General features: G+C 59.7%; 1 pseudogene. It reads left to right on the top strand.

The features are described from left to right. Positions 1–83 precede the first annotated feature (83 nt). A pseudogene (locus NKI35_RS31245) lies at positions 84–1,174 on the top strand (IS3 family transposase). Positions 1,175–1,225 lie beyond the last annotated feature (51 nt).

Below are 1,225 nucleotides of genomic sequence, written 5' to 3'. Positions count from 1 at the left end.
GGTTGATCTGATCCCCAGAAACTGGACCGTTCAGAATTGGAGTTTTCCGCTGTAGTTTCCCGGCTGGGAGAGGAGCGGAAGCGATGAAAGCATCGAAGTTTTCGGACGCGCAGAAGGCGTTCATTCTGAAGCAGGGAGCGGATGGGTTTCCTGTGGCGGAGATCTGCCGGAGGGCCGGGATCAGCCAGGCGACCTATTTCAACTGGAAGAAGAAATATGACGGGCTGCTGCCGACAGAGATGAAGCGGCTGAAGCAACTCGAGGACGAGAACGGCAAGCTCAGAAAGCTGGTTGCCGACCTGTCGCTGGACAAGGAGATGCTGCAGGACGTGATCCGCCGAAAACTGTGAGGCCTGGTCGCAAACGCGAGCTGGTGGCCGATACCTGTGCTGATTGGAACGTGTCGATCCGGCGAGCGTGCCGTGTTCTGGAGTTCGACACCTCGACCTATCCGCCGGCGTGACCAGGCCGGCCTCGAAGCTCGGATCAAAGACATCTGCGCGACGCGGGTTCGCTATGGCTACCGGCGCGTGCACGTGATGCTCACGCGGGAGGGCTGGGACATCAACATGAAGCGGACCTATCGCATTTACAGGGACTTGGGCCTTCAACTGAGGAACAAGACGCCGAAGCGCCGGGTGAAGGCGAAGCTGCGAGACGATCGCCAGCCAGCCGTCGAACCTAACGACGTCTGGGCGATGGACTTCGTTCACGACCAGCTCGCGACGGGCAAGAAGATCCGGGTCCTGACGGTCGTAGATACGTTCTCACGCTACGTGCCGGTGCTCGACCCACGCTTCAGTTACCGCGCCGAGGATGTGGTCAGGATGCTGGAACAGGTCTGCCCCAAGATCGGCTATCCAAAGACGATCCGGGTCAATCAAGGCTCGGAGTTCGTCTCCCGCGAGCTCGACCTGTGGGCCTACACCAGGGGCGTCACGCTCGACTTCTCGCGACCGGGAAAGCCAACGGACAACGCTTACATCGAAGCCTTCAACGGCCGCTTCAGGGCGGAATGTTTGAACGCCCACTGGTTCCTGACGCTTGCCGACGCGGCCGAAAAGTTGGAGGATTGGCGCAGATACTACAACGAGGTGCGCCCACATGCGCAATCGGGCACAAGGTTCCGATCTCGTTGATTAATCCCGATGGCGCCGTCAGCCCGCCATCGTGAAACAGCCGGAAAACTCCACCTTCCGGCGGTCCAAAGAATGGTATCGGATCA

Origin of the sequence: Mesorhizobium sp. M0676, from assembly GCF_040320535.1 — a bacterium.
In the GTDB taxonomy this organism is placed as follows: Bacteria; Pseudomonadota; Alphaproteobacteria; order Rhizobiales; family Rhizobiaceae; genus Mesorhizobium.
This window is presented reverse-complemented; position numbering and strand designations above follow the sequence as displayed.